The organism is Pseudomonas sp. PDM14, from assembly GCF_014851905.1.
GTDB lineage: Bacteria > Pseudomonadota > Gammaproteobacteria > Pseudomonadales > Pseudomonadaceae > Aquipseudomonas.
In genome coordinates this window covers 661,230-686,922 of sequence record NZ_JACVAQ010000001.1, presented here as the reverse complement: position 1 = coordinate 686,922, position 25,693 = coordinate 661,230, and the positions used below count along the sequence as shown (strand labels likewise).

26 protein-coding genes are annotated in these 25,693 nt (G+C 65.7%); 12 read left to right on the top strand and 14 right to left on the bottom strand.

All coding sequences use genetic code 11. From position 1 onward, the window contains the following. Nucleotides 1–72: 72 nt before the first annotated feature. Nucleotides 73–648 (bottom strand): hypothetical protein, encoded by a 576-nt coding sequence (locus tag IB229_RS03175; RefSeq protein ID WP_192324879.1) that lies wholly within the window; start codon nt 646–648, stop codon nt 73–75. 84 nt (nt 649–732) lie between these two features. Between IB229_RS03175 and IB229_RS03170 the strand changes: the two genes are divergently transcribed. Next, nucleotides 733–1,101, top strand: coding sequence for a hypothetical protein (locus IB229_RS03170; RefSeq protein WP_192324877.1), 369 nt, complete (start codon nt 733–735; stop codon nt 1,099–1,101). Between the two features lie 57 nt (nt 1,102–1,158). Here IB229_RS03170 and IB229_RS03165 read toward each other — a convergent pair whose 3' ends face one another. Then, on the bottom strand, nt 1,159–2,712 hold the full coding sequence (locus IB229_RS03165) for a beta (1-6) glucans synthase (protein ID WP_192324875.1): 1,554 nt from the start codon (nt 2,710–2,712) through the stop codon (nt 1,159–1,161). Between the two features lie 99 nt (nt 2,713–2,811). Next, nucleotides 2,812–3,036: a DUF2061 domain-containing protein gene (locus tag IB229_RS03160; RefSeq protein WP_192324873.1), complete on the bottom strand. Its 225-nt coding sequence runs from the start codon at nt 3,034–3,036 to the stop codon at nt 2,812–2,814. A gap of 309 nt (nt 3,037–3,345) precedes the next feature. On the opposite strand from IB229_RS03160, the gene IB229_RS03155 reads away from it, so the two are divergent. The 4 genes from IB229_RS03155 to IB229_RS03140 all read left to right on the top strand — a co-directional run bounded on the left by IB229_RS03155 (nt 3,346) and on the right by IB229_RS03140 (nt 6,304). Next, nucleotides 3,346–3,657: a DUF485 domain-containing protein gene (locus IB229_RS03155; RefSeq protein WP_192324871.1), complete on the top strand. Its 312-nt coding sequence runs from the start codon at nt 3,346–3,348 to the stop codon at nt 3,655–3,657. Next, entirely contained in the window at nt 3,654–5,309 is a 1,656-nt protein-coding gene (locus tag IB229_RS03150) for a cation acetate symporter (RefSeq protein WP_192324869.1), read from the top strand. The genes IB229_RS03155 and IB229_RS03150 overlap by 4 nt, the downstream gene beginning before the upstream one ends. 132 nt (nt 5,310–5,441) lie before the next feature. Beyond that, nucleotides 5,442–5,939, top strand: a complete 498-nt coding sequence (locus tag IB229_RS03145) for an STM3941 family protein (protein ID WP_192324867.1) — start codon at nt 5,442–5,444, stop codon at nt 5,937–5,939. Nucleotides 5,940–5,950: 11 nt separating this feature from the next. Then, on the top strand, nt 5,951–6,304 hold the full coding sequence (locus IB229_RS03140) for a VOC family protein (protein WP_192324865.1): 354 nt from the start codon (nt 5,951–5,953) through the stop codon (nt 6,302–6,304). 39 nt (nt 6,305–6,343) lie between these two features. On the opposite strand, the gene IB229_RS03135 is transcribed toward IB229_RS03140, so the two are convergent. The 4 genes from IB229_RS03135 to IB229_RS03120 form a co-directional block, all read right to left on the bottom strand. After that, nucleotides 6,344–8,176, bottom strand: coding sequence for an ABC transporter ATP-binding protein (locus tag IB229_RS03135; protein WP_225578903.1), 1,833 nt, complete (start codon nt 8,174–8,176; stop codon nt 6,344–6,346). 81 nt (nt 8,177–8,257) lie between these two features. Beyond that, on the bottom strand, nt 8,258–8,818 hold the full coding sequence (locus IB229_RS03130) for a peptidylprolyl isomerase (RefSeq protein WP_192324863.1): 561 nt from the start codon (nt 8,816–8,818) through the stop codon (nt 8,258–8,260). Further along, nucleotides 8,812–9,627: an alpha/beta fold hydrolase gene (locus IB229_RS03125; protein WP_192324861.1), complete on the bottom strand. Its 816-nt coding sequence runs from the start codon at nt 9,625–9,627 to the stop codon at nt 8,812–8,814. The genes IB229_RS03130 and IB229_RS03125 overlap by 7 nt, the downstream gene beginning before the upstream one ends. 10 nt (nt 9,628–9,637) lie before the next feature. Next, nucleotides 9,638–10,567, bottom strand: coding sequence for a LysR family transcriptional regulator (locus IB229_RS03120; protein WP_192324859.1), 930 nt, complete (start codon nt 10,565–10,567; stop codon nt 9,638–9,640). 50 nt (nt 10,568–10,617) lie between these two features. Here IB229_RS03120 and IB229_RS03115 point away from each other — a divergent pair, with 50 nt between their 5' ends. The 3 genes from IB229_RS03115 to rarD all read left to right on the top strand — a co-directional run bounded on the left by IB229_RS03115 (nt 10,618) and on the right by rarD (nt 13,030). After that, entirely contained in the window at nt 10,618–10,932 is a 315-nt protein-coding gene (locus IB229_RS03115; RefSeq protein WP_192324857.1) for a 3-phosphoglycerate kinase, read from the top strand. 144 nt (nt 10,933–11,076) lie between these two features. Next, nucleotides 11,077–11,676, top strand: coding sequence for an FMN-dependent NADH-azoreductase (locus tag IB229_RS03110; protein WP_192324855.1), 600 nt, complete (start codon nt 11,077–11,079; stop codon nt 11,674–11,676). A 448-nt stretch (nt 11,677–12,124) separates the two neighbouring features. Then, complete coding sequence (rarD, locus tag IB229_RS03105) at nt 12,125–13,030, top strand: EamA family transporter RarD (protein ID WP_192324853.1); 906 nt, start codon at nt 12,125–12,127, stop codon at nt 13,028–13,030. Here the strand turns inward: rarD and IB229_RS03100 are convergent. The 4 genes from IB229_RS03100 to IB229_RS03085 form a co-directional block, all read right to left on the bottom strand. Next, on the bottom strand, nt 13,018–13,578 hold the full coding sequence (locus IB229_RS03100) for a dihydrofolate reductase family protein (protein WP_192324851.1): 561 nt from the start codon (nt 13,576–13,578) through the stop codon (nt 13,018–13,020). The genes rarD and IB229_RS03100 overlap by 13 nt on opposite strands. A 107-nt stretch (nt 13,579–13,685) precedes the next feature. Beyond that, nucleotides 13,686–15,080 (bottom strand): efflux transporter outer membrane subunit, encoded by a 1,395-nt coding sequence (locus IB229_RS03095; RefSeq protein WP_318652074.1) that lies wholly within the window; start codon nt 15,078–15,080, stop codon nt 13,686–13,688. Nucleotides 15,081–15,084: 4 nt separating this feature from the next. Then, nucleotides 15,085–17,031 carry a MacB family efflux pump subunit gene (locus IB229_RS03090; RefSeq protein WP_192324849.1) on the bottom strand — a complete coding sequence of 649 codons (1,947 nt, stop codon included), beginning with the start codon at nt 17,029–17,031 and terminating at the stop codon, nt 15,085–15,087. A 1-nt stretch (nt 17,032) separates the two neighbouring features. Further along, nucleotides 17,033–18,229 carry an efflux RND transporter periplasmic adaptor subunit gene (locus IB229_RS03085; RefSeq protein ID WP_192324847.1) on the bottom strand — a complete coding sequence of 399 codons (1,197 nt, stop codon included), beginning with the start codon at nt 18,227–18,229 and terminating at the stop codon, nt 17,033–17,035. Between the two features lie 206 nt (nt 18,230–18,435). Between IB229_RS03085 and IB229_RS03080 the strand changes: the two genes are divergently transcribed. After that, nucleotides 18,436–19,056 (top strand): hypothetical protein, encoded by a 621-nt coding sequence (locus tag IB229_RS03080; RefSeq protein ID WP_192324845.1) that lies wholly within the window; start codon nt 18,436–18,438, stop codon nt 19,054–19,056. 252 nt (nt 19,057–19,308) lie between these two features. On the opposite strand, the gene IB229_RS03075 is transcribed toward IB229_RS03080, so the two are convergent. Further along, nucleotides 19,309–19,965, bottom strand: a complete 657-nt coding sequence (locus tag IB229_RS03075; RefSeq protein ID WP_192324843.1) for a 7-cyano-7-deazaguanine/7-aminomethyl-7-deazaguanine transporter — start codon at nt 19,963–19,965, stop codon at nt 19,309–19,311. Between the two features lie 311 nt (nt 19,966–20,276). Between IB229_RS03075 and IB229_RS03070 the strand changes: the two genes are divergently transcribed. Continuing rightward, the gene (locus IB229_RS03070; RefSeq protein WP_225578902.1) at nt 20,277–21,650 is read left to right on the top strand and encodes a DEAD/DEAH box helicase; all 1,374 of its coding nucleotides are present in this window, start codon (nt 20,277–20,279) and stop codon (nt 21,648–21,650) included. A gap of 81 nt (nt 21,651–21,731) precedes the next feature. Here IB229_RS03070 and IB229_RS03065 read toward each other — a convergent pair whose 3' ends face one another. Next, the gene (locus IB229_RS03065) at nt 21,732–22,709 is read right to left on the bottom strand and encodes a zinc-dependent alcohol dehydrogenase family protein (protein WP_192324839.1); all 978 of its coding nucleotides are present in this window, start codon (nt 22,707–22,709) and stop codon (nt 21,732–21,734) included. A gap of 147 nt (nt 22,710–22,856) precedes the next feature. On the opposite strand from IB229_RS03065, the gene IB229_RS03060 reads away from it, so the two are divergent. Further along, nucleotides 22,857–23,585 carry a substrate-binding periplasmic protein gene (locus IB229_RS03060; RefSeq protein WP_192324837.1) on the top strand — a complete coding sequence of 243 codons (729 nt, stop codon included), beginning with the start codon at nt 22,857–22,859 and terminating at the stop codon, nt 23,583–23,585. Nucleotides 23,586–23,706: 121 nt separating this feature from the next. Here the strand turns inward: IB229_RS03060 and IB229_RS03055 are convergent, their stop codons facing one another. Continuing rightward, nucleotides 23,707–24,429 carry an rRNA pseudouridine synthase gene (locus IB229_RS03055; protein ID WP_192324835.1) on the bottom strand — a complete coding sequence of 241 codons (723 nt, stop codon included), beginning with the start codon at nt 24,427–24,429 and terminating at the stop codon, nt 23,707–23,709. Nucleotides 24,430–24,530: 101 nt separating this feature from the next. Here IB229_RS03055 and IB229_RS03050 point away from each other — a divergent pair, with 101 nt between their 5' ends. After that, nucleotides 24,531–25,682 carry a PQQ-dependent sugar dehydrogenase gene (locus IB229_RS03050; RefSeq protein ID WP_192324833.1) on the top strand — a complete coding sequence of 384 codons (1,152 nt, stop codon included), beginning with the start codon at nt 24,531–24,533 and terminating at the stop codon, nt 25,680–25,682. The last annotated feature ends 11 nt before the right edge of the window (nt 25,683–25,693 follow it).

The window sequence follows — 25,693 nt, the reverse complement described above, 5'->3', positions numbered from 1 at the left end:
CCCTTTGCGATGAGTAGCTGGAGTGAATACCGCGGCTATGACAAGTGCAAGTGTAAAGAAGTGCCGGCTGATTCAGTCGACACGCTCCAGCTGTTCCAGCCAGATCAGCTCGCAGGCACCTTCGCCGGTGTCCTCACGGCTCAGCGAGCTCAGCCAGTCGAAGCCGTCGTCGCCCTGTACCCGCACCAGCTGGCCGCGCAGGCGGATGTTCTGCCCGGCACGCACCGCCGCCAGGGCCCTGGCCGCCGCGTCGTTGCCCGGGATGAAGTGCATGTTGGCGCTATGGGTTTCGATGGCTTCGCGGGAGATCGGTTCGTCGTCCACCTGCCAGTGATACCAGCGGTTGCTCTGGCTGATGCTGAAGCGCTGCAGTACCTGCGGGTCGGCCATCGGCCCCCAGCCCAGGGCCAAGTCGGTGGGCGAGACTTCGGCGCCGCGGTCGAGGCGGTAATCCTCGCGGCCGAGTACCCGTGCTTCGACATGGAACGGCTGCAGCGGCGTGATGGTGTGCGCGCCGAGGCGAAAGGCACCAGCGGGCAACGCCTGTTCATGGACCGGCGCAACGGGCTCGGCTGGGCGCAGGCAGACCCAGCCGAGCCAGAGCAGGGCCAGGACGGTGAGGATGAAAACGCGGCGGCGCAAGGGCATGACGTGGATTCTGGCGGCCTCGACTTGCATAAAAGTGCTGGCGGATTAAGCTGATCGCCGTTTTTGACCCTCGGAGTGCCCTGTATGTCGCGCCATTTTCCGCTGCTTGCGTTGCTGCTGATCCTGCCGTTGTGGCTGGCGGCCAGCTATGGCGTGCGTTTCGCCCTGATGGAAGACACCCAGTGGGTTGGTCTCTGCGTCGATGAAGCCGCGCGCTGGGAGTGCCAGATGCGTGCCTCCCTCGGCCTGCTGATCCACTTCCGGGTGATTGCCTATACGGCCCTGGCCCTGGCGGTCATCGCCTTCGTCGCACCGGGGCGTATCGGTCGTGGCCTGGCGGTGCTGGCAGTGCTCTTCGGCCTGCCGGCCCTGGTGCTGTACAGCGCCAGCCTGGCGGTGTTCGCCGTGGTCATCGCCGCGCTGCGCCTGGTGCGAGCCACGCCTGCGACCTGATCGACAGGGCATGAAAAAGGGACGCCGCGGCGTCCCTTTTTCGTTTCGGCGGCTGGCTCAGCCGCGGCGCAGGCGCACGCTGCGCCACAGCGCCAGTACCAGCAGCGCGCTGGTCACGGCCCAGCCAATGGCCTGGCCGTTGAACAGGCCTTCCTGGTACAGCTGCGGCGCGATGCCAGCACCGATGATCACGGCGAGCAGGCCGATTTCGCGGCGCGGGCCGGCAACCGGGCGCAGCAGGTAGACCAGCGCCGGCAACAGCAGGGCCATGCTCGGGAAGCCGCGGTAGCGAGCGTCGAACACCAGGCCGAGCATCAGTACCGCGCCGGCGAAGCCGCTGGCCGCCAGCCACCAGCCGCCACGGGCGTCGAGCCAGGCGAAGGCCCGCGCGCGCCAGCCGGCGCGGCTGGACAGGGCCAGGCTGGCATGCGCCAGGACGATCAGGTTGAGCAGCAGCAACGCGGCGGTCCACAGCCATTCGCCGAGGAAACGGCTGGAGACGCTGGCCAGTTCCAGCCAACCGGCGATGCAGGCGCCGCCGAGGGCGGCGGTGAGTGGCAGCAGCAGGGCGGCGCGGGTCGATGCGGGGCGCCCGCCGATGACCAACGCGGCGAACAGCAGTACGCCACTCAGGCCAAGCCACAGCGGCCATTGCGGCAGGTTGGACACCGGCCCGGCGAGGATGCCCTTGTCCTGGCGATCAGCATCGAACAGCCCCCAGTAGCCGCCGACCGCGCCTTCGCTGACGCGCTTCCACGGCTGGTCGAAGGCTTCGATCAGGTTGTAGTGCCAGCCGTTTTCCTCGGCCATGCGCACGAAACCACGGATGAACAGTGCTTCGTTGACGCGGCTTGGCACGGCGGTTTCACGCTGACGACCTTCGCTGGGCCAGCCGGTCTCGCCGATCATGATGTCCTTGGGCGCGAACGCGTTGCCGAAGGTCTGGCGCACCTCGGCGACCTTGCCCAGCGCCTGCTCGATGCCGCTCGGGTCATCTTCCCAGTAGGGCAGCAGGTGGATGGTGACGAAGTCCACCGCCGGGGCGACTTCCGGATGCTTGAGCCAGAACTCCCAGACATCGGCGTAGGTCACCGGCTGGGCGACCTTGGCGTTGACCTCGTTGATCAGCTCGGCCAGGCGCTTGCCGGTGAGCTCCTTGCGCAGCAGCACCTCGTTGCCGACGATCACCGCGGTGACCACATCGGGGTAGGCATTGGCGGTCTTGATCAGCGCGTCGATCTCGATCTGCGTATCGACCGGGTTGCCGTTGACCCAGGCACCGATCATCACCTTGAGGCCGTGCTTGCGCGCCAGGTCCGGCAGCGCTTCGAGGCCGGTCATGGAATAGGTGCGCACGCACTCGAAGCGCTTGGCCAGTTGGGTGAAATCGGTGTCGATCTGCGTGGCGCTGATCTGCAGGGGCTGGTCGAAGGGCGACTGGTCCTTGCCGAACGGCGTGTACGAAGCGCACTGGAGCTTGTGTGTGGGCGTTGCGGCATCCGGCAGCACCACCGGCCGGCCGATGCCGTACCAAAGGGCGACGAGGGCGGCGCAAGCGAGCAGCAGGGCGAACAGGTAGGGCAGGGCGGGAAAACGCGAGCTCTGGGTCATGGGTGCTAGGCGTGCGTGGCGGCAAAGCTCGGCATCTTAGCGGATCGCGACACCGTGCGGACAGCGTCCGCGCTGGCTTGCAATGCTTTGTACAGGTTCTCAGGCGTGATGATGCAACCAGGCGTGTGCGGGAATTGCCTCGGCGCCTTCGCGCGGCTGCTCGAAACGCTTCCAGACCTTCTCGTGAACGTAGAAACCAACCGAGTTGCACAGCGGTTCCACCACGGCCACCAGGCCGCCGACGGTGAGGCTGCCGGTGAGGGCGTAGGCGACGCTGAAGGCGATGCAGAAGTGCATGGCGGTAAAGGTGACGGTCTTGGGCATGATCGGCCTCCAATGAGAATTGTTATTCGTTGGAGTGGAGCCTAGGCGTGCCCGTCGGCGCGGTGAAATGGCCATTGCCGATGGTGCTTATAGTTTTTGCTTATTTTTTCGCTCGGCCTCGATAGAACGTGTCGCCGCAAGGCGCGCGCGGGGGTACCGGGCAGAGCCTACCCGCTACCCTGGCGGCCGCGCGGGCTAAGACTTTGGTCGTGAATGGCCGGGTGCTACGACTAAGGTCGTCTGTCGGCCGTCGTTGGGCAAACTAGAGTGAACTCACCAGCAACCCCCATGCTGCGGAGGACAACAACAATGAACGACAGCATCTACCGGCGGATCGAAAAAAATCCGCAATTCCAGGAGTTGGTCGCCAAGCGCGAACGCTTCGCCTGGATCCTATCAGCCATCATGCTCGGCCTGTACGTGGCTTTCATCCTGCTCATCGCCTTCGAGCCGCAAGTGCTCGGCACGCGCATCAGCCCCGACTCGCCGATCACCTGGGGTATCCCCATGGGCCTCGGTCTGATCTTTTCCGCCTTCATCCTCACCGGGATCTACGTCAAGCGCGCCAACGGCGAATTCGACGCCCTGAACAAGGCCATTCTCGACGAGGTGCAGAAATGATTGCGCGTATTCTCACCGCCATCGGCCTGATGGCAGCCTCTTCGCTGACCTGGGCGGACGCCCTGACCGGGGACGTGCAGCGCCAGCCGCTGAACACCGCGGCCATCGTCATGTTCCTCGCCTTCGTCGGCGCCACGCTGTACATCACCTACTGGGCGTCGAAGCGCAACACCTCGACGTCCGACTTCTACACCGCTGGCGGCAGCATCACCGGTTTCCAGAACGGTCTGGCGATTGCCGGTGACTACATGTCGGCAGCCTCCTTCCTGGGTATTTCCGCCCTGGTGTTCACCTCTGGCTACGACGGCCTGATCTACTCGATCGGCTTCCTCGTCGGCTGGCCGATCATTCTGTTCCTGATCGCCGAACGCCTGCGCAACCTGGGTAAATACACCTTCGCCGACGTGGCCTCGTACCGTCTCGGTCAGACCCAGATTCGCACCCTGTCCGCCTGCGGTTCGCTGGTGGTGGTGGCGTTCTACCTGATCGCGCAGATGGTTGGCGCGGGCAAGCTGATCGAACTGCTGTTCGGCCTCAACTACCACGTCGCTGTGGTCCTGGTCGGTATCCTGATGGTGCTCTACGTGCTGTTCGGCGGCATGCTGGCGACCACCTGGGTACAGATCATCAAGGCGGTCCTGCTGCTGTCCGGTGCCTCGTTCATGGCGCTGATGGTGATGAAGCACGTCGATTTCAACTTCGCGCGCCTGTTCACCGAAGCCATCGCCGTACACCCGAAAGGCGAGGCGATCATGAGCCCCGGCGGCCTGGTGAAGGACCCGATCTCGGCGATTTCCCTCGGCCTGGCGCTGATGTTCGGTACCGCTGGCCTGCCGCATATCCTCATGCGCTTCTTCACTGTTAGCGATGCCAAGGAAGCGCGTAAGTCGGTGTTCTACGCCACTGGCTTCATCGGTTACTTCTACATCCTGACCTTCATCATCGGCTTCGGCGCGATCCTGCTGGTCAGCACCAACCCGGCCTTCAAGGACGCTTCCGGCGCACTGCTGGGCGGCAACAACATGGCAGCGGTGCACCTGGCCGATGCGGTAGGCGGCAGCTGGTTCCTCGGCTTCATCTCGGCCGTGGCCTTCGCCACCATCCTCGCGGTGGTATCGGGCCTGACCCTGGCCGGTGCCTCGGCGGTGTCCCACGACCTGTACGCCAGCGTGTTCCGCAAGGGCCGCGTCAACGAGAAGGATGAACTGCGCGTATCGAAGATCACCACCGTAGCCCTCGGTATCCTAGCCATCGTGCTCGGTATCGCCTTCGAGAAGCAGAACATCGCGTTCATGGTCGGCCTGGCCTTCTCCATCGCGGCAAGCTGCAACTTCCCGGTGCTGATCCTTTCCATGTACTGGAAGAAGCTGACCACCCGTGGCGCCATGATCGGCGGCTGGCTGGGTCTGATCACCGCAGTGGCACTGATGGTGCTCGGCCCAACCATCTGGGTACAGATCCTCGGCCACGCCGAAGCAATCTACCCCTACGAGTACCCGGCACTGTTCTCGATCCTGGTGGCCTTCATCGGTATCTGGTTCTTCTCGATCACTGACAGCTCGGCTGCTGCAACAGAAGAGCGTGCACTCTTCGACTCGCAGTTCGTCCGCTCGCAGACCGGTCTGGGTTCCAGCGGCGCCGTAGCGCACTGATCGACCAATTCTCCGCGTGTTTTTCGGGCAGCCTTCGGGCTGCCCTTTTTTATGCCCGGTGAGTGTGCACCGCACTGCACGCCACGGGCTTTTGCGGGACAATGCCGGCCTCTCTGCCTGGAGCCCTCGGCGATGACCGCAGCCCTGACCTTCGATCAGCTCGACCTGCCGCGCACCCTGCGGCCCAGCCGCTGGAAAACCGTGCTGTTTCTGCTGGTGTGTCTGGCGTTCGTCGCAGTGGGCGTGATGATGATTGGCGACGGCCGTGCGGTGGGGTATTTCTGCGCGATCGTCTTCGGCCTCGGCGCGGCGGTATTCGCCGTGCAGCTGCACCCGCGTGCCGCGTACCTGCGCCTGGAGCGCGACGGCTTCACCTTCTGCAGTCTGTTCCGTGCCCATCAGGTGCGCTGGGCGCACGTCGAAGGCTTTGCCCTGATCCGCGTCGGGCCCAACCGCATGATCGGCTGGAACTTCCGTGCCGGGCACGTTCCCAAAGGAAGAGCGGTGGGCTATTCCAGCGCGTTGTCCGGTTACCAGGCGGCGCTGCCCGATACCTATGGCATGCGCGGCGAGGAGCTGGTCTGGCTGCTCAACGCCCTGGTTACCCTGCAACGCACCACGGACGAATGAAGGAACGCGTCATGCCCGAAGACCGCAAGATCGACTACCTCGAATTGCCTGCGCGCGACCTGCAGGCAGCCATGACCTTCTACCGCGACGCGTTCGACTGGCAGTTTGTCGAGTACGGCGCCGACTACTGCGCATTCAACGACGGGCGCCTGGATGGCGGTTTCTACCGCAGCGAACTGAGCGCCTCGACGGCCAATGGTGCGGTGCTGGTGGTGCTCTACGCCGATGATCTGGAAGCCGCCGCCGAGCGGGTGCGCACCCACGGCGGGCAGATCCTCCGTGAGATCTTCAAGTTTCCCGGCGGCCGCCGCTTCCAGTTCGCCGACCCCAATGGCAACGAACTGGCGGTCTGGTCCGATCATTGAGACCTGCGCGTCGTCGTTCAGACGACGCGCAGCGGGACCCTAGTCGACCCCGACGAAACCGCCGGTCTGGTGCGCCCAGAGGCGCGCATACAGGCCGCCGTGGGCGATCAGTTCGGCGTGGGTGCCGCTCTCGACGATGCGGCCCTGGTCGATCACCACCAGACGGTCCATGCGCGCGATGGTCGACAGGCGGTGGGCGATGGCGATCACCGTCTTGCCCTGCATCAGCACATCGAGGCTTTCCTGGATCGCCGCTTCGACTTCCGAGTCCAGCGCCGAGGTGGCCTCGTCGAGAATCAGGATCGGTGCGTCCTTGAGCAGGACGCGGGCGATGGCGATGCGCTGGCGCTGGCCGCCGGAGAGTTTCACCCCACGCTCGCCGACCAGGGCGTCGAGGCCGCGATTGCCGCTGCTGTCGACCAGCGCCTCGACGAATTCGTCGGCGCGGGCCTGGCGGATCGCCCGTTGCACGTCGTCGGCGCTGGCGTCGGGCTTGCCATACAGCAGGTTGTCGCGGATCGAACGGTGCAGCAGGGCGGTGTCCTGGGTGACCACGCCGATCTGCTCGCGCAGGCTTTCCTGGGCGATTTCGGCGATGTCCTGGCCGTCGACGCGAATCTGCCCGCCCTGCAGGTCATAGAGGCGCAGCAGCAGGTTGACCAGCGTCGACTTGCCCGCGCCGGACGGGCCGACCAAGCCGATCTTCTCGCCCGGTCTGATCTGCAGGTCGAAGCCGGCGATGACGTCCTTGCCGCTGGCGTAGTGGAAGTGCACGTCGTTGAAATCCACGCCGCCCCGGCTGATCTGCAGCGGCTTGGCGCCGTCACGGTCGAGCACGTGGCGCGGCTGGACGATGGTGCGCATGCCGTCCTGCACGGTGCCGACGTTCTCGAAGATGCCGTTGACCACCCACATGATCCAACCGGCCATGCTGTTGATGCGGATCACCAGGCCGGTGGCCAGGGCAATGCCGCCGACGCTGAGCAGGCCGGTGCTCCACAGCCACAGCGCCAGGCCGCAGGTGCCGACGATCAGCAGGCCGGAGAGGCTGGTCACGGTGAAGTCCATCACGGTGATCAGGCGACCCTGGGCGCGGGCCTTCTCGACCACTTCGAGCATCGCTTCGCGGGCGTAGCTTTCTTCGTGGCTGGAGTGGGCGAACAGCTTGAGGATGGCGACGTTGCTGTAACCGTCGACGATCCGCCCGCTGAGTTTCGAGCGCGCCGCCGAGGCCGCGGCCGAGCGTTGCTTGACCCTTGGCACGAAGTAGCTGAGGGCGGCGATGTAGCCGGTGATCCACAGCAGCAGCGGCACGGTCAGGCGCCAGTCCGCCTCGGCGAACAGGTACACCGCGCTGACGGTGTAGACCACCACGTGCCACAGCGCGTCGACCACCTGCATGGCCGAGCCGCTGAGCGCCGGGCCGGTCTGCATGATGCGGCTGGCGATGCGCCCGGCGAAGTCACTGTGGAAGAAGTTGAGGCTCTGCTTGAGCACGTAGCGGTGGTTCTGCCAGCGGATCAGGTTGCTCAAGCCCGGGCCGATGGTCTGCCCGGTGAGCATGTGGTGGATGCCCACGGCAATGGGCCGCAGGATCAGCACCACCAGCAGCATCCACAACAGTTCGTCGCGGTGCAGGCTGAAGAATTCGGTGTTCGGCGTGGCGCCGGCAAGGTCGACGAGGCGACCGATGAAGCTGAACAGGGCGACGTCGATCAGCGCGGTGATCAGCCCCAGCGCCAGCACGGTCAGCAATACCGGCCAGACCTGGCGCAGGTAGTGCACGTAGAAGCGCGTCAGGCCTTCCGGTGGCGCGGCGTCAGGGGCGGGTTTGGCCGGGTCGACCAGGTTCTCGAAGAAACGAAACAGCATCTGCAGACCTGCGGTAGAGCGCGGCACCGGCGCGGCGGTGCGGGGGAGCGCCCGGCCTCGCGCACGAGGCCGGGACGGGGATTACAGCTTCGTGGCGGAGATGATCAGCACCGGCTGACGCGGGACGTTCTGGTGCATGCCGCGGTTGCCGGTCTGCACCTGGGCGATCTTGTCGACCACATCCATGCCGCGCACCACCTTGCCGAACACCGCGTAGCCGAAGTCGCGGCCGCTGTGATCGAGGAAGGCGTTGTCGGCGTGGTTGATGAAGAACTGGCTGGTTGCCGAGTTGACGTCGCTGGTGCGCGCCATGGCCAGGGTACCGCGCACGTTGTGCAGGCCGTTGTCGGCTTCATTGCGAATCGGCTTCTGGGTTTCCTTTTCCTTCATGTCGGCAGTGAAGCCGCCACCCTGGACCATGAAACCGGGGATCACGCGGTGGAACTGGGTGCCGTTGTAGAAGCCTTCCTCGACGTAGCCGAGGAAGTTGCGCGTGCTCACGGGGGCGCGGTCTTCGGCCAGCTCGATCTCGATTTCGCCCAGGCTGGTGGTCAGCAGGACGTGCGGGTTGGCGACGGGGGCGGCGAACAGATGGGCACTGAACAGCACACCACAGGCGGCGAAGGCGAGTTTTTTCAGCATGGTTGTTCCTTGTTGGGGGTGGGTGAGGCAATGGAGTCGATGAAGTCGAGGAGCAGGGCGTTGAAGCGTTCGGGCTGGTCCATGGGCGTGGCGTGGCGCGAGCGTTCGATCACCACCAGGCGCGCGTTGGGCAGCAGGTCGACATAGGCCTGTTTCTGCGCCACCGGGGTGTAATCGCGGTCGGCCGTGACGACCAGGGTAGGACAGGTGATGGCCGCCAGGCGTTCCCGCACGCTCCAGCCGATGATCGCGTCGAGGCTGGCCAGGTAGGCGCGTTTGTCGTTCTGCGGCCAGCGCTGTTCGATCTTGGCGCGCAGCTCGGCCTGCTCCGGGCGCGGGAACATGTTGCGGCCCAGGCCCTTGCCGATGGTGTGCAGGCTGACCAGGCGGGCCAGGGTCCAGCGCTTGGCCACCTGCCAGCGTTCGCCCAGGCTCCGCGCGATCACTTCCGGGCCGCTGTTGACGATGGTCAGGCTCTTCAGCAGCTCGGGGCGGTCGACGCCGAGCTGGAAGCCGATCATGCCGCCCATGGAAATGCCGACCAGGTGCACCGGGCCCAGGCCCAGGTGCTCGATCAGCGCGCCCACGTCGGCGGCGAAGGCCTGCATGCTGTAGGCCTCGCGCGGTTTGCCGGAGAGGCCGTGGCCGCGCACGTCGAGGGCCACCACGCGGTGTGCGGCGCGGAGAGCCGGGGTCTGGTATTCCCAGTCGCGGACGCTCGAACCGAGGCCGTGGACCAGCACCACCGGCTCACCCTGGCCGACGTCCTCGTAGTGCAGCCGGCAACCGGCGTGTTCGAAGTAGGGCATGGACAGGCTCTCAGAGGGGCGCCGAAGGCGGCGCGGCGAACGGTGCATCCAGCGGCGCGCCGTCGAAATTGCGGATCAGCTCGATGAGGATCTGCGTGGCTGGGCCGAGCACCTTGTCCTTGTTGGAGTAGAGGTAGAAGCGCGGCATGCGCGCACCGCCCTGTTCCAGCGGCAGCGGCTTGAGCAGGCCTTCCTGCAGTTCACGGCTGATCAGGTGCCGCGGCAGCCAGGCGAAGCCCAGGCCGCTGCTGACGAAGGTGCGCGCGGTGGGCAGGCTGCCGACCGTCCAGCGCTGTTCGGCGCCCAGCCAGCCGGCATCGCGCGGCTGCACCCGGCCGCTGTCGCGGGTCACCACCTGCATCTGGCCTTCGAGGTCCTGGAAGGTCACCTCACGCTGCAGGCGATGCAGCGGGTGTTCCGGGTGGGCCACGGCGAGGAATTCCACCTCGCTGAGTTCGATGGGCAGGTAACCGGTGATGTTGAGGGCGCTGATGGCCAGGTCCGCGGAGCCTTCCTTGAGCACTTCCTCGACCCCGGACAGCACTTCCTCGCGCAGGCGCACGCGGCAGCCACGGCTCTGCGGCATGAAGGCGGAGAGGGCGCGAACGATGTTGGCGGTCGGGTAGGCGGCGTCGACCACCAGGCGCACCTCCGCCTCCCAGCCCTGTTCCATGTGGTGGGCGAGGTCTTCCAGCTGGCTGGCCTGTTTGACCAGTTGCCGCGAGCGGCGCAACAGCACGTCGCCGGCTTCGGTGAGCACGGCCTTGCGTCCGTCGATGCGCAGCAACGGCACGCCGAGCTGCTCCTGCATGCGCGCCACGGTGTAGCTGACCGAGGACTGCGAACGGTGCAGCACCTCGGCCGCCTGGGCGAAGCCGCCATGGTCGACGACAGCCTGCAGCGTGCGCCATTGATCGAGGGTGACACGGGGCGCTTTCATCGTCGCTTCCTCTTCTCTACTCTTGGCACCTCCTCAAGGAGACTGCCGTAATGAATAAATTCTGCCTGGCGCTGGTCGCATTGTTGCCGCTGACCGCCGCTGCCTACCCGATCGAAGTCGACAAGTCGCTCAATGGCGCCGAAGTATCGGTGACCACCTCGGACGTCGACAGCGATATCGGCTCGGTGATGCTCTACAACTACGGGCAGAGCACCGCCGCCTGCACCACCGTGTTCCGCAACGGGCCGGAGGCGCCGCGCACGCGCAAGGTGGAACTGGCACCGGGCAAGACCAGCAACCAGACGGTCAAGTTCGCCCGCAACATCATCAAGCTGCGTATCGACCTGACTTGTCGCCTGAAGTGATACCGAGGTTGGCAGCCTAGTGCGAGGCTGCCAACAAATCAACTTAATCGATTATTTGAAGCGGTTTTTTGCGCTTTTTAATCGATAGTCCAAGCCATAACCTAACTCCATCGACGCACAACACCCCCGATGGAGGAAAAGCTCATGTCTCAGGTTCTGGTTATCGAAAGCAGCGCACGCACCGAAGGTTCCGTTTCCCGTCAGCTCACCGCCGACTTCATCGCCAAGTGGCAGGCGGCCAACCCGCAGGATCAGGTCAAGGTCCGCGACCTCGCCGTCGAGCAGGTGCCGCACCTGGACATCGACCTGCTGAGTGGCTGGATGAAGCCCGCCGAGCAGCAGAACGCGGTGGAGAAAGCCGCCGCCGCCCGCTCCAACCTGCTCACCGACGAGCTGGTTGCCGCTGACGTGCTGGTCCTCGCCGCACCGATGTACAACTTCGCCATTCCCAGCACGCTGAAGGCCTGGCTCGACCACGTGCTGCGTGCCGGCGTGACCTTCAAGTACACCGACACCGGCCCTCAAGGCCTGCTCACCGGCAAGCGTGCCTACGTACTGACTGCCCGTGGTGGCATCTACGCCGGTGGCGCCCTCGATCATCAGGAACCCTACCTGCGTCAGGCCTTGGCCTTCGTCGGTATCCATGACGTCACCTTCATCCACGCCGAAGGCCTGAACATGGGCCCCGAGTTCCTGGAAAAAGGCTTGGCCGAAGCGCGCGAGCAGCTGACCAAGGTCGCCTGATCCACCGATTTCTCCTGGGTCGCTCGACCCCCTTGCCGGTCCGCCTGGGTGCTCCTCCCGGCGGGCCGTTTTTTATGTCTGCAAAAACGGTAGCGCTGGCAGGACCCGCAGGGTAGGACGCGCTCCAGCGACCTACCAGGCGAGCTATCGGTTGGGTAGGCAGCGTGCCGTCCCGGCGCCGGTATTAGCACCTGCGTGGATACGACGTGCACGGCGACTCGATGATCGTTCCCATGCTCCGCGTGGGAATGACGCTGCAGACGCTCTGCGTCTGTGGGACGCGGAGCATCCGTGGATCGGTTCCCACGCCGGAGCGTGGGAACCATCGACTATTGAAGCTCTCCCGCGCCTACGACTGCTGTACCGCACGCTCTATGTGCAACTGTGTTTGATATATTGAACGCGGCGTGTTGCTATATGCCACATTCAATGGTGTGGTGAGGTAACCGTGCATCTTTCGGGGCGTGGTGTGGTGCTGTCGGTCAGCGCCTCGGTGCTGTTCGTGCTGATCCCCGGCTACGTACGCGAGCTGGCGCCGCTCGACGGTTTGCAGGTGTTCGCCCAGCGCGTGCTGTGGTCGATCCCGGCGGTGTTGCTGCTGGTCGCACTGGCGCGGCAGTGGTGTGTGCTCGGCGCCGCGTTCGCCCGTTTGCGCCGTGAGCCGTTGCTGGTGCTGGCCCTGGTGTTGGCCGCCCTGCTGATGGGCGTGCAGTGGCTGCTGTTCGTCTGGGCGCCGCTGGAAGGGCGCATGCTCGAAGTTTCCCTCGGCTACTTCCTCCTGCCATTGGCGATGGTGCTGGTCGGGCGGCTGTTCTATGGCGAACGCCTGCGCCCGCTGCAGCGCTTTGCGGTGTTCTGCGCTTTGCTCGGCGTGGCCCACGAGTTGTGGCTGACCCAGGCGTTTTCCTGGGTCACGCTGGTGGCCGCGCTGGGCTACCCGCCGTATTTCATGCTGCGGCGCTGGATGAAGCTGGACGCCCTGTCCGGGTTCGTCCTGGAGATGCTGGTGCTGGCGCCGCTGGCCATCTGGCTTATCCACCGCTACGGCATCAACGATGTGTTCGGCCAGGCGCCGCAGTTGTGGTGGCTGCTGCCGGGGCTCGGCCTGCTCAGTGCGCTGGCGTTCGGCGCGATGATGGCGGCGGCGCGGCTGTTGCCGCTGGGCCTGTTCGGCATCCTCAGCTACGTCGAGCCGGTGCTGCTGTTCGGCCTGGCCGTGGTGTTTCTCGGCGAAGTCTTCGACATGCGCCAGCTGTGGACCTACGGGCCGATCTGGCTGGCGGTGCTACTGACCGGCTGGGACAGTGCGCGCTTGCTGCGCAAGCAGGCGCGGCAGCGGCTTCATTCTTCCTGAAGTTCGTCCTGCGTGGTTTCCGGCAGCACGTGGTAGTGCAGCTGGACCACGCCGCTGGCGAAGCTGCGTTGCTCGTGCAGCTTGAGTGAACGCTCCAGGCCGGTGGCGAACAGCGGCACGCCGGCGCCGAGCAGGTACGGCACCACGCTGACCACCAGCTCGTCGATCAGCCCGGCGGCGAAGCAGTTGCCGGCCAGTGCACCGCCGCCGACCAGCCAGACGCGCTGGCATTCACGCTCCTGCAGTTCCTCCAGCGCATCGGTGGGCGTGCAGTGGCGCGCCAGCACGGTGTTCGGGGCGAGGTCCATGGGGCGGCGGGTCAGCACCACGCAGGGTTTGCCCGGATAGGGCCACTGGCTGGCGAGGGCGCGCACGCCGTCATAGGTGCTGCGGCCCATCAGCAGGCCGTCGATGCTGTCGTAGAAGGCGCCGTAGCCGTGGTCTTCGCCGGACTGCTGGACCGCGTCGAGCCAGTCGACACCACCATCCGGGCGGGCGATATAGCCGTCGAGGCTGGCGGCCACGTAGTAGATCAGTGTGGGTTTCATCGAGATGCCCTGAACGCGGTCGGTGACCGCTCGGGGTTTTGAACGGTGCGCTACGTCTAAGTTTCCCGACCCGCCACGGCATGCGCCGGGCGGTCGTGACTACGTGTTCAGCCCTGGGGAAGCGCCGGGGTCTGCGCGTCGCCGCCGAGCGCCTGGCTCAGGGTGATGTAGTTGAGCAGCTGGTTCAGGCGGTTCTCCGCGCGGGTGATCTCGGCGGCGCGGCGGGTTTCCTGGGCGGCGAGCCAGGACTGCAGGGTTTCAGCCCCGGACTGGTAGCGGATGCGGTAAATGCGCTCGGCTTCCTGCGCCGCTTCCAGGGCGCGGTTGCGCATGCCTTCCTGCTCTGCGTAGTGGCGCCGCCCGGCGAGGTTGTTTTCGACATCGGCCAGGGCCTCGTAGAGGGTCTGGCGGAAGCTGGTCACGGCCAGTTGGTAGTCGGTCTTCGACACATCGATGTCGAGCTGCATCTGCCGGTATTGCAGGAAGGGCAGGGTGAGGCCGGCGCCGAGGGCGCCAACCGGGTTCTGCAGCAGGCTGCCGAGGGCGGTACTGGAGTAGCCGAGAGTGCCGGTCAGGCTGAGGTCCGGGTAGTAGCTGGCGCGGGTGGCGTCGACGCTCTTCAAGCTGCTGCGCAGGCGCAGCTCGGCGGCGCGCAGGTCCGGGCGACGGGCCAGCAGCGAGGCCGGCAGGCCGGCGCCGACTGCCGGCAGCTGGGTCTGCGCCAGGCTCTGCGGTTCCTCCATCAGCACCGGTGCGACGCCGTCGAACAGCACCGCCAGGGCATTGCGCTGCACCACGCGCTGCTGGCGCAGGTCGACCTCGGCGGCGAGCTGGCTTTCCAGGCTCTGCCGCGCCTCGGCCAGTTCCAGCGAGGAAGCCTGGCCGGCGTTGTACTGCACCTGCACCAGCTCCAGGGTTTGCCGCGCGTAGTCGACGCTGGCGGCGCTGGCGGCGAGGCGCTCGTTAAGGTAGGCGATCTGCCAATACAGGGTGGCGACGGTACCGATCAGCGACAGGCGCGTGGCGGCGTAGTCCTGCTCGCTGGCCAGAGCTTCCAGCTCGGCGGCATCGGTGGCGCTGCCGAGGCGGTTCCACAGGTCCGCTTCCCAGCTCACCGAGCCGGTCAGCGCATAGCCGTGCGTGGTGCTGCCCCCGCCGCCGAGGTCGCGGTTGCGGCTGGCATTGAAGCTGGCGCCGGGCTGCGGCCATTGCGCTTCACGGGCCAGGCCGGCCTGCAGGCGGGCGCGACGGATATTGAGCAGGGCACTGCCGAGGTCGTTGTTCTTCTCCAGGGCCTGTTCCACCAGGCGGTCGAGCTGGGCATCGCCGAAGGCCTTCCACCAGTCGGCGTGGTCGCCGGCCTGGGTTTCGGCAATCTGTTGCCAGTTGTCGGGCACGTTCAGCGCCGGTTGCTGGTAGGGCGTGCTGATCAGCGCGCCGCAGCCGCTCAGGGCGAGTGCCAGCGCCAGCAGCGACAGGGTTTTAACGGGAAATCGGGTCACGGTTCTATTCTCGCGAAAGGGCGTCGACAGGGTCCAGGCGCGCGGCGTTGCGCGCCGGCAGGTAGCCGAACACCAGGCCGATGACGGTGGAGCAGAGGAAGGCGGCGATGATCGAGCCGGCCGAGAACACCAGGCTGAAATCACTGGTGAAACGGCTGAACGCTGCGCCGAAGGCCAGTGCCGAGAGCACGCCGAGGGTGCCGCCGATCAGGCATACCAGCACCGCCTCGATAAGGAACTGACGGAGGATGTCGCTCTGCCGCGCGCCGACCGCCATGCGTACGCCGATCTCGCGGGTCCGCTCGGTGACCGACACCAGCATGATGTTCATCACCCCGATGCCGCCGACCAGCAGCGAGATCAGGGCGATGGCCGAGATCAGCAGGGTCATGGTCTGGCTGGTCTTCTCGATGGTCTGGCGGATGGTGTCGGTGTTCATCACGAAGAAGTCCTGCACCCCGTGACGGCGCTTGAGCAGGCGGATGATGCCCTGCTCGGCAGCGTCGCTGGACACACTGTCGTCCACGCGCACGGTGATGCTCTCCAGGTACGCCTGGCCGAGCATGCGGTTCATCACGGCGGTGTAGGGAAGGTACACACGCAGCTGGTCGCTGCCGCCGAAGTTGCTCTGGATCGGCTCGAGCACGCCGATGATGCGCACCGGCACGTTGCCCAGCAGGATCACCTCGCCGAGCGCCTGCTTGCCGGCGAACAGCTTCTTGTAGCTGTTGTCGTCGATCACCGCACTCTGGGCCGACTCGCGCACCGCCTTGGCGTCGAAGGCGCGCCCCTGGGCGAAGGTGTAGCCCTTGGCGCGGAAGAACTGCTCGCCCACGCCGCTCATCGACACGGTCAGCGCCTGGTCGCGGTAGCGCAGGGTGCCGGAGTTGGACACCGACGGCGTGACGCTGTCGACGAAGGTCTGCCCGGCCAGCGCCTCGGCATCGGCCGGCACCAGGGTCTGGATGCGCGCCGAGCGGCGGTCGCCGAAGCCGCTGCCGGGGAAGATGTCGATGGTGTTGGTGCCGATGGCGCTGATGTTCTGCAGGATCTGCTGCTGCGATCCCTGGCCCAATGCGACCACCGAGACCACCGAGGCGATGCCGATGATGATGCCGAGCATGGTCAGGAAGGTGCGCAGCTTGTGCGCGAGCATCGCCAGCAGGGCCATGCGAAAGGCCTCGCGAAACTGGCCGAAGCCGGCTTTCAGCGCACCCGCCTCGCGGGCTGGCGCCGGCTCCTGCAGGGCGCGCACGCTCTCGTCGCCGCCGCGCAGGCGGCGGTCGGCGATGATGCAGCCGTCGCTGATTTCGATCAGGCGGTCGGCGGTTTCCGCGACCTTCATGTCGTGGGTGACGATGATTACCGTGTGCCCGGCAGCGTGCAGCTCGCGCAACAGCTTGAGCATCTCTTCGCCGCTGTGGCTGTCCAGCGCGCCGGTGGGCTCGTCGGCGAGGATTACCTGGCCGCCGTTCATCAGCGCGCGGGCGATGGACACCCGCTGCTGCTGGCCACCGGAAAGCTGGCTGGGCTTGTGCCCCAGGCGCTCGCCCAGGCCCAGGCGCTGCAACAGGGCCGCAGCGCGCTGGTGGCGGCTGGCGGCGTCCTTGCCGGCGTAGATGGCGGGGATTTCCACGTTGCCCACGGCGTCCAGATCACCGAGCAGGTGGTAGCGCTGGAAGATGAAACCGAAGTATTCGCGGCGCAGCTCGGCCAGTTCGTCGGCATTCAGTTGGCCGGTCTCGCGGCCGGCGATCCGATAGGTGCCGGCGCTGGGTCGGTCGAGGCAGCCGAGCACGTTCATCAGGGTCGACTTGCCGGAGCCCGAAGCGCCGATGATGGCGACCATCTCGCCCTGTTCGATGCTCAGGTCGACATCCTTGAGCACGGCGATGGTTTGTTCCCCAGCGGGGAATTCGCGGCGCAGGCCGCGCAGTTCGAGGAGTGCCATGTCAGAGCCTCATCGGCCCGCGCATGCGCATCGTCGTGGTCGAACCGGCGGCGGCATCGCCGAGCACCACCTGGTCGCCGACCTGCAGGCCGTCGAGCACCTGGGCGTTGATCGAATCTTCCAGGCCGGTACGGATCTGCCGTTCCTCGACCTTGCCGCTTTTGCCGAGCACCTGCACGGTGTAGCTGCCGTCACGGTTGGCACTGCCGAGGGCGGAGACCGGGATGCTCGGCGCATCCTTGACGCTGTCGAGGACGATGTTGACCTCGGTGGTCATGGAGATGCGCAGCTTGCCGTCCGGGTTGGGCACGTCGAACACGCCGATGTAGTACACGGCGGTGTCGGTCGAGGTGGTGGACGAGGAACTGCTGGTGCTGCTGTCGCTGGTGTTGATCGAGTCGGGCGCCGGTTCGACCATGCGCAGGCTGGCCTGGTAGCGCTTGCCCGGTTCGCCGAGGATGGTGAAGTACACCGGCAGGCCGGCCTTCACCCGCACCACGTCGGCTTCGGAAATCTCCGCGCGCACGGTCATCTGGTCGAGCTGGGCGACCTTGACGATGGTCGGCGCCGATTGCGCCGAGTTCACCGTCTGGCCCTCCTTGACCACCACGCCGACCACGGTGCCGTCGATGGGCGCGGTGATCTGCGTGTAGCCGAGGTCGACCTCGGCGGTGGACACCTGAATCTGCGCCTGCTGGATCTGCGCGTCGAGGGCGGCGACCTGGGCCTTGGCGGTGTCCAGGTCGGCCTCGGCGGTTTCGTAGTCTTCGCGGGAACTGGCGTTCTGCGCCAGCATCGACTTCTGCCGGGTGAAGGCCAGTTGCACCTTCTTCAGCGTTGCCGCCTGCACCGCGCGTTGTGCCTTGACGTTGGCCAGCGATGCCTTGGCATTGGCCAGGTCGTTCTGCTGGGTCATCGAGTCGATCTCGGCGATCGGCTCGCCCTGCTTGACCTGGTCGCCGAAGTCGACATGCAGCTTGGTGATCTGCCCGGACACCTGGGCACCGACGCTGACCTGCTTGTAGGCCTCCAGCGTGCCGGTGGCGATCACCGTCTGTTCGATGTTGGCGGTGCGCACTTCGGCGGTCAGCAGACCGCTGGTGGTCGGGGCGGGCAGCAGCCAGGTCTTCAGGGCATAGCCGCCGAGGATGACGGCGGCGAGGGCGGGGATCAGGTAGCGCGGGCGGATTCTGGGCATCGGCGTGTTCAGGACAGTTTCAGATGCCAGCCACTATAGGGATCGCCCCGCAAGGGCAGGGTCAGCGCACTGTCAAGAATGGGTAAATACCGCCATCGCTGGAGAAAAATGCACGGGGGTGTGCAGGGTTTTCCGCGCTCGTCCGTCTTATTAGGAAACCCCCGATTTTTTCCTGGGGTTTCCCTGAAGTTCTACAAGGAGTTTGCATGTTCGTTTCTACTGCACGTCGCGCCCTGGTGTTGGGCCTTGCGGTGTGTGCCGCGCCGCTGGCGCAGGCCGATTACCTGTGGGTCGAGCGCGTTGCCGGGCAGCCGGCCAAGGCGCACCTGAGCGCCTTCCAGCCGGGTGAACACCTGCCCGTGGCGGCGCTGCTGGAGCCGCAGGCACAGCTCGCCGATGGCAAGAACGAGGCGCTGACCCGTGAAGCCGACGGCTTTGCCGTTGTCAGCGCGCAGCCAGGCGACCTGCGCCTGAGCGCCAAGCTGCCGGACGGGCAAAACCTGACCCTCTACGCGGCCAAGGAAGGGCGCAGCGAAACCAAGGCCAAGGCCGACCTGGAGCTGGTGCCGACCACCGCTGGCGGCAACGTCTTCCAGCTGCACTGGAAGGGCACCGTGGTATCCGCCTCGCAGGTCAACGTCTACACCTCGGCGCAGTGGTCGCGCGTGCTCAAGCCAGCGGCCGATGGCAGCGTCGTTCTGGATACGCCATTCCCCGGTCGCTACGTGCTGGAAGTGGCGGCGCAGATCAACGGCTCGGCCACCGTCGATGGCAAGAAGTACGACAGCGTGACCCACGTGGCCACGGTGTCGTTCGAGGTGAAGTAAGGCAGGTTCACTGATCGTTCCCACGCTCCGCGTGGCAACGCCGTTGGCGGCGCTCTGCGCCACGCTTGTGTGGAGTGGGCGCCCCGCGGACGCGGAGCGTCCAGGGATGCATGCCCACGCAGGCGCGTGGGAACGATCAAATGCGTAGGGTGGAAAACCGCGAAGCGTTTTCCGCGGGCTGCCTATCCACGGCAGCCATCACCTGTCCCCGTTTGGGTGGAAGAAAACAGCGTCTTCCACCCAAGGTTTTTCTCAGGCTTGCGCGGTGTTGTCCCGCCCGGCGAGCACCCGCAGGATGGCGTTGAGCAGCACACCGTACAGCGGCACGAACAGCAGCAGGCTGACGACCAGTTTCACCCCGTAGTCCACCGTGGCAATTTCCACCCAGTGCTCGGCCATGAACGGGTCGCTGCTGTGCCAGAAGGCCACGGAGAAGAACACGAAGGTGTCCACCAGGCTGCCGAAGACGGTCGAGCAGGTCGGCGCGATCCACCACTGGCGCAGGCGGCGCAGGCGGTCGAACACCTGGATGTCGAGAATTTGCCCGACCACGTAAGCGAGGAAGCTGGCGACCGAGATACGCAGGACGATCTCGTTGAATTCGCCCAGCGCGGCGAAGCCGTGGAACGCGCCTTCCTGAAATAGCACCGAAACCACATAGGACGCCAACAGCGCCGGCAGCATGACGCGGGCGATGACCAGGCGCGCATTGCGCTTGCCGAGCAGGCGCACGGTCAGGTCGGTGGCGAGGAAGATGAACGGGAAACTGAACGCGCCCCAGGTGGTATGCAGGCCGAACAGGGTGATCGGCAGCTGCACCAGGTAGTTGCTGGCGATGATGATGAGAATGTGGAACGCGATCAGAACGGCCAGCGCCATACGCTGGCGCGGCTCGGGGAGCAGAAGCATGGCAGCACCTTTTTGATGGATGGGGTTAGGGAACCCATGGCGTCCGGGATTGGACGACGGCGCGCATTCTACCGGCGCGGCGTGCTGCTTGAGTAGCGCGCCTCGTCGTGAAAGCGGGTGTGATGAGGTGGAAACGGCGGTGGTGCGGTTGCTGCAAATGGAGGTGTTTAGCTGGGCCATAGTGGATGAACTGGGCGTCATCATCCCTACGAAACGGCTGGGCATACAGACAATGCCGAGCCGTCACACAGCCCGTTGTATGTGGCCTCGGCGCCATCGCTCGGGCTTTTAGCCGGCAGAACCGGTACCCTATGCAGCTGTTTGTCGATTTTTCCGAGGTATCGCCCGTGTTCTCCCAATTCGCCCTGCATGAACGCCTGCTCAAGGCCGTGACCGAGCTCAACTTCACCGAGCCGACCCCGGTACAGCTGGCGGCTATTCCGCCGGCGCTGGAAGGGCGTGACCTGCGGGTGACGGCGCAGACCGGCAGTGGCAAGACCGCGGCGTTCGTGCTGCCGCTGCTCAACCGCCTGATCGGCGATGCCACGCCGCGCGTGACCATTCGCGCGCTGATCCTGCTGCCGACCCGAGAGCTGGCGCAGCAGACCATCAAGGAAGTCGAGCGCTTCTCCCAGTTCACCTTCATCAAGTCCGGCATGATCACTGGCGGCGAGGACTTCAAGGTCCAGGCGGCCATGCTGCGCAAGGTGCCGGACATCCTCATCGGCACGCCGGGGCGCATGCTCGAGCACCTGAATGCCGGCACCCTCAAGCTCAACGATGTGGAAGTGCTGATCCTCGACGAAGCCGACCGCATGCTCGACATGGGCTTCTCCGAAGACGTGCAACGCCTGGGCAAGGAGTGCAGCAACCGTCAGCAGACCATGCTGTTCTCCGCCACCAGCGGCGGCAACGGCCTGCGCGAGATGGTCGCCAGCGTGCTGCGCGAGCCGGTGCACCTCAAGCTCAACAGCGTCAGCGAGCTCAACGAAGGTACCCGTCAGCAGATCATCACGGCCGACCACAACTACCACAAGGAACAGCTGGTCGAGTGGCTGCTGGCCAACGAGACCTACCAGAAGGCGATCATCTTCACCAACACCCGCGTCCAGGCCGACCGCCTGTGGGGCAAGCTGGTGGCGGCCGAGCACAAGGTATTCGTGCTGCACGGCGAGAAGGACCAGAAGGACCGCAAACTGGCCATCGACCGCCTCAAGCAGGGCGGTGCCAAGGTTCTGGTCGCCACTGACGTGGCGGCGCGTGGCCTGGATGTGGACGGCCTGGACCTGGTGATCAACTTCGACATGCCGCGCTCGGGCGATGACTACGTGCACCGCATCGGCCGCACCGGGCGTGCTGGCAGCGACGGCCTGGCCATTTCGCTGATCACCCACAGCGACTGGAGCCTGATGTCGAGTATCGAGCGCTACCTCAAGCAGCGTTTCGAGCGTCGCAATATCAAGGAGCTGAAAGGTATCTACCAGGGGCCGAAGAACCTCAAGGCTTCCGGCAAGGCGGTTGGCCCGAAGAAGAAAAAGGTCGACAAGAAAGACGCCAAGAAGACCGGCGCCAAGGCCGCTGCACCGAAGCGCAAGCCGAGTGCCCGGCCGAACAACGCGCCGTCTGCGGTGGTCAGCCAGGATGGCCTGGCGCCGCTCAAGCGTAAGAAGCCGGCTGCCGAGTAAGCCTCGGCGAATGGCACAACGGGTGGCGTGGGCCACCCGCGAGGTTCAACAAGGGGCGCCGCGAGGCGCCCTTTGTGTTTCTCAGGGCACCAGAACGATCTTGCCGTCACGCTCGCCACCGGCTGCAGCGGCTACGGCGTCCTTGATCTGCTCGATGCTGTACGTCGCGCCGATGCGTGCTTTCAGCTTGCCGGCGGCGATCAGCTGGATCAGCTCGCCGAATACACGGAACTGGTCGGCCTGGCTCGCAGTACGGAACCACTTGGCCAGCCAGAAGCCGCGCATGGTCACGTCGCGGAAGACGAACGCGCTCGGGGTGATCTGGCACGGCTCGCCGCTCATGCGCCCGTAGTTGACGATCACGCCGCCATCGCTCAGGCAGTTGGCCAGGTGTTCGCTGCCGGTGCCGGCGACTGCGTCGATGGCCAGCATGATCGGTGCGCCACCGGTGGCTTCACGCACGCGCTTGTGCAGGTCGGGGCCGTCCACCAGCACCACGTCGCCACCTTCGGCGCGCACGGGTTCGGCAGCTGCCTCGCGGCGTACCACGTTGACGGTCTTGAAGCCGCGAATCTTCGCCAGCTGGATCAGGTAGCTGCCAACACCGGAGTTGGCGGCGTTCTGGATCACCCAGTCGCCCGGCTTGAGGTCGACGAACTCGCTGAGCAGCAGCGAAGCGGTCGGCGGGTTGACGGTGAGCATGGCCAGCTGTTGCGGGTCGGCGTCTGGCAGCGGAATCAGCTTGTCGACATCGGCGATCAGGTGGGTCACCCAGGTGCCGGAGCCGACCGGCAGCAGCACGTTCTGGCCAACCTTGAGCTTGCTCACGCCTTCGCCCAGTTCCTCGACGCGGCCCACGCCTTCGTTGCCGCCGATGGCAGGCAGGGGCGGCAGCATGCCGTACTCGCCGGTGAGGGTGAGCACGTCGGAGGGGTTGATCGGTGCGGCCAGCACCTTGATCAGCACCTGGCCGGCCTGCAGGGCGGGCAGGGTCAGTTCGACCGCTTCGATGACGTCCTGTGGCACCGGGCCACGGCGTTGATATTCGGCTTTGAGCATGAGGTTCTCCTGGTTCTGACGCGAGGCAGTGATCGCTGAGTCTAGCCCGCTGGCGTCGCCGGCGGATGAATCGGGCGGCATATGCGCGGGTTATGGCACGCCGACGCGCTGCCGGCTTATGCTGCGCGCAGAGCGAAGGGGAAGTGCATGCGGGTTAACGTCTGGCTGGGTCTGTTTGCCGTGCTGGCTGCGACGGGGGTGTCGGCGGATGCGTTGCGTATCGGCTTCGGCACGCACAAACCGCCCTATGTGTTCGAGAACGAGCAGCGCGGCCTGGAATACGACATCGTCGCTGCCGCGGCACGCGAGGCGGGATTCACGCTCGAGCCGCACTATGCGCCGATGGAGCGCCTGCACCTGCTGCTGCGCCGCGGCGAGCTGGACGCCATCGCCACCACCAATTCCCAGAGCGGCATCGACGCCTATTACTCGGCGCCCTACATCGAGTACCACAACGCCGCCGTGGCGCTGGCCTCGCGCGGTTATCGCATTACCCGCGTGGCCGATCTGCAGCGCCATTCGGTAAGTACCTTCCAGCGCGCGCGTTTTCTCCTCGGCAAGGAGTTCCAGGCCATGGCCGACCGCAACCCGCGCTACCGCGAGGAGGCGCTGCAGATCAACCGCAACCGTCTGCTCTACAGCCGGCGTGTCGAGGTGGTGGTGGGGGATCCGCGCATCCTGCGCTACTTCAATGCCCAGGTGGCGGAGCAGGTCGATGTGCGCCAGCCGCTGACCTGGTACATGGTCCTGCCGCCCACGCCCTACAGCGTCGGCTTCAGCCTCGACGAACAGCGTCAGGGTTTTGACCGCGGTCTGGAGAAGGTCCGCGCCAGCGGCGAATACCTGAAGATCGAGCAGCACTACGCCGATTACTGAGGGCGGATGCGGCACCGTAGGGTGCGCTGTATGAAGAGGCGCACCCTGCGGTTGGTGGAGCGGGCGGGGAAGGTTGTCGTCGTAGCAAGGGCCTGGCGCGCACGACGCTCGATGCGGTGGCTCAGAACTTCTCGTTAGGCCCCAGGTAGCGCCACTGGCCGACCGGCAGCTTGGCCAGCCCGGTGCGGCCGATGCGCAGGCGGCGCATGCCCAGCACCTGCAGGCCGACGCTCTCGCACATGAAGCGCAACTGCCCCGGCTGCACCGCCTTGATGGCGAAGCGCAGGCGGTTCTCGCTCTGCCAGCTGACTTTGCACGGTGGCAGCGTTACGCCCTTGTAGCTCAAGCCGAACGACAGGCGCTTGAGGCCGTTGTCGGCAAGGGTGCCGCTGGTTTCCACGGTGTATTCGTGTTCCAGGGTGTTGCCGTCTGCGGTCAGCTTGCGCACCACGCTCGGGCTCTGGCTATACACCAGCAGGCCGCTGGCGTCGGTCTCCAGCGGCGTAATCAGGTTGAGGCGGTTGAGGTGGCGTTGCAGCGGGCGGATGCCGCTGGCGTCGTCGGCGCTGTGATTGGCCATGGTCAGCAGTTGCTGCACCGAGTTGGCCCCCAGGCCGCAGCCCAGGCCCTCGGGTTTGTTGATCAGGATGGTCACCGGCGGCAGGGTTTCCGCCACTGCGCCCGGCAGCAGGACGACCTGCTGGTCCTGCACCTTGAACTGCGGCTCCTCGACCACCTGGCCGTCCACGGTGACCCAGCCGTTCTCGATGTACAGCTCGGCGTCGCGGCGCGAACAGGCCAGCAGTTGAATCAGGCGTTTGGACAGGCGTTCGGGTTCGCTCATGGAGGCAGTGTCACAAAATGAAATGAACCGCGATTGTACGCGTCCCCATCGTCGAGCGGGATTGCGTTAAAACAGGGCTGCCATTCTGTCTGGAGAAAATCATGTCGAAGATGCTGATGCGCGCCGGGCTGTGCAGCCTGCTCCTGGGTTTGCCTGCGTTGGCCCTGGGCGAGGACAACAGCGAGCTAGGCCCGCTGCAGGTCAAGGAGGTCGTCGGTGGGTTGAAGTACCCCTGGGGTCTGGCCTTCCTGCCCGATGGCCAGGGCAGCCTGATCACCGAACGCCCCGGCCAGCTGCGCTGGTTGAACGCCGAGAATCAGCTGTCGCCGCCGCTGACCGGCGTGCCGGCGGTGTTCGCGAAGAGCCAGGGTGGCTTGCTGGATGTCGCCCTGTCGCCGACCTTTTCCACTGATCGCCTGGTGTACCTGAGCTACGCCGAGGCGGATGCCGAGGGCGACAAGGCTGGCACGGCCGTAGGGCGCGGCAAGTTGACCGCTGACATGCGCGGCCTTGAAAGCTTTGAGGTGATCTTCCGCCAGCAGCCGAAGCTGTCCACCGGTAACCACTTCGGCTCGCGCCTGGTGTTTGACCGTGACGGCTACTTGTTCATCACCCTGGGTGAAAACAACCAGCGGCCCACGGCGCAGGAGTTGGGCAAGTTGCAGGGCAAGCTGGTGCGCATCCATCCGGACGGGCGCATTCCCGACGACAACCCCTTCGTCGGTCAGTCGGGGGCGCGTGGCGAGATCTGGTCCTATGGTCACCGCAACGCCCAGGGCGCGGCCATCGACCCGCGCAGCGGCACGCTGTGGCTGCACGAGCACGGCCCGCGCGGTGGCGACGAGATCAACATTCCCCAGGCGGGCAAGAACTATGGCTGGCCGTTGGCGACGCATGGCATCAACTACAGCCTGTTGCCGATCCCCGAAGCCGAGGGGCAGCTGGTCGACGGCACCGAGCCGCCGCATCACGTGTGGGTGAAATCACCGGGCATCAGTGGCATGGCCTTCTACACCGCCGAGCGCTTTCCGGCCTGGCAGCACAGCCTGTTCATCGGCGCGCTGGCGCATCAGGCCTTGCTGCGCCTGGAGCTGAAGGACGGCAAGGTGGTGCACGAGGAACGCCTGCTGGAAGGGCATGACTGGCGCATTCGCGATGTCCGCCAAGGCCCGGATGGCTACCTCTACGTGCTGACGGATGACGATGACGGAAAGCTGCTGCGCATCGGCCTGGACAGCAAAACGGCGCCCTAGGCGCCGTTTCT